This is a genomic window from Pseudoalteromonas sp. PS5 (assembly GCF_004103255.1).
In the GTDB taxonomy this organism is placed as follows: domain Bacteria; phylum Pseudomonadota; class Gammaproteobacteria; order Enterobacterales; family Alteromonadaceae; genus Pseudoalteromonas; species Pseudoalteromonas peptidolytica.
In genome coordinates this window covers 1-1,624 of record NZ_RCSQ01000264.1, presented here as the reverse complement: position 1 = coordinate 1,624, position 1,624 = coordinate 1, and the positions used below count along the sequence as shown (strand labels likewise).

Below are 1,624 nucleotides of genomic sequence, written 5' to 3'. Positions count from 1 at the left end.
TTGTCGATAACTAGGCAAAATTTTTGATATTGTTCTAAATGAGAAATTTTTAACGCTGTTAGCGTCAGATTTACTCCTTCAAATTGAGCAAGTATTAAGTCAAATTGGTATCAATATTCAAAGTACGAAATTATTAAGACTTATAGACTCGGGAGAACTTACATGGATTTAGTCACATTTATCATTGAATACCTTTTTACTATTCAAGCATTTTTGCTGATTTTTGTCGTTGTCGTACTTAAAGGGAGTATCAAATTTGTGCCACAAAACCGAGCGTGGATTATTGAACGTTTCGGTAAATACCAATCTACCAAAGAAGCTGGCCTTAATTTTATCCTGCCATTTATTGACCGCGTTGCCGCTGATAGAAGTTTAAAAGAGCAGGCTGTTGATGTACCTTCGCAATCGGCTATCACCAAAGACAATATCTCACTGATTGTTGATGGCGTGCTTTACTTCAGAGTGCTAGACCCTTACAAAGCAACTTACGGTGTGGACGACTATATTTTTGCGGTAACACAACTTGCGCAAACCACCATGCGAAGTGAATTAGGCAAAATGGAACTAGACAAAACCTTTGAAGAGCGAGACCTACTGAATACCAATATTGTCGCAGCCATTAATTCAGCATCTGATCCGTGGGGGATCCAAGTATTACGCTACGAGATCAAAGATATTGTACCGCCAAATTCGGTAATGGAAGCAATGGAAGCGCAAATGAAAGCTGAACGTGTAAAACGCGCTCAAATTTTAGAGTCGGAAGGTGACCGCCAGGCTGCTATCAATGTTGCAGAAGGTAAGAAACAAGCACAAGTGCTGGCTGCTGAAGCAGAAAAAGCAGAACAAATCTTACGAGCAGAAGGTGAGGCAAAAGCCATCATTGCCGTTGCTGATGCTCAAGCAGAGGCACTCAGAAAGGTGGGTGAAGCAGCAAACACTGACGAAGGGCAAAAAGCGATCCAGCTCGACTTAGCAACAAAAGCAATTGCAGCAAAAGAAGCGATTGCTAAAGAGTCTTCGGTGGTCTTACTTCCTGATAATGGAACCGATGCCAGCTCATTAGTTGCCCAAGGCATGTCAATTATCAACTCATTGAACAAAAAACAAGGGTGATCTTCATGGCCTTTTTACTTGAACATTTAGCTCAAGCTTTAATTATTGTTGGGATCGGCTGCCTAATTATTGAAGTGACGGTGCTAGGCTTTGCCACTTTTGTATTGTTTTTTCTAGGCTTATCTTTAGTCATAAGTGGTGGATTAATGTATGCAGAGTTGCTAGAGCAAACTTGGCTTACCGCACTGTGGTTTAATGCTTTAGTTACAACGTTATTGGCTATTTTTTTATGGAAGCCACTCAAACGAATGCAGGAAGTTACCGACAACAAAGAGGTAAAGAGCGACTTTGCAGAGCTTACTTTTACATTAGAAAAGGATCTCAACACAGACAGCCGAATATTCCACAATTATTCAGGGATTGCTTGGCAACTAAAAAGTAAGCAGCCAATTAGCGCAGGAACAGAAGTCAAAGTAGTAAAAAAAGAAGTTGGTGCGTTTTGGGTGGAGCCTAACTAAAACCAAGTTGTCAGAAAGCCGACGCAATTTTATAAAGTTATACCAATTTTCTT

General features: G+C 40.3%; 2 protein-coding genes. Both read left to right on the top strand.

The window, feature by feature from the left end; all coding sequences use genetic code 11:
* Positions 1-162 precede the first annotated feature (162 nt).
* The gene (locus D9603_RS21575) at positions 163-1,113 is read left to right on the top strand and encodes an SPFH domain-containing protein (protein WP_125251687.1); all 951 of its coding nucleotides are present in this window, start codon (positions 163-165) and stop codon (positions 1,111-1,113) included.
* A 5-nt stretch (positions 1,114-1,118) separates the two neighbouring features.
* Complete coding sequence (locus D9603_RS21570; RefSeq protein ID WP_128732860.1) at positions 1,119-1,571, top strand: NfeD family protein; 453 nt, start codon at positions 1,119-1,121, stop codon at positions 1,569-1,571.
* Positions 1,572-1,624 lie beyond the last annotated feature (53 nt).

Bases quoted from the DNA above. Each gene is read 5' to 3' on its own strand.
- D9603_RS21570 (WP_128732860.1), top strand. From the start codon at position 1,119: ATGGCCTTTTTACTTGAACATTTAGCTCAAGCTTTAATTATTGTTGGG.
- D9603_RS21575 (WP_125251687.1), top strand. From the start codon at position 163: ATGGATTTAGTCACATTTATCATTGAATACCTTTTTACTATTCAAGCA.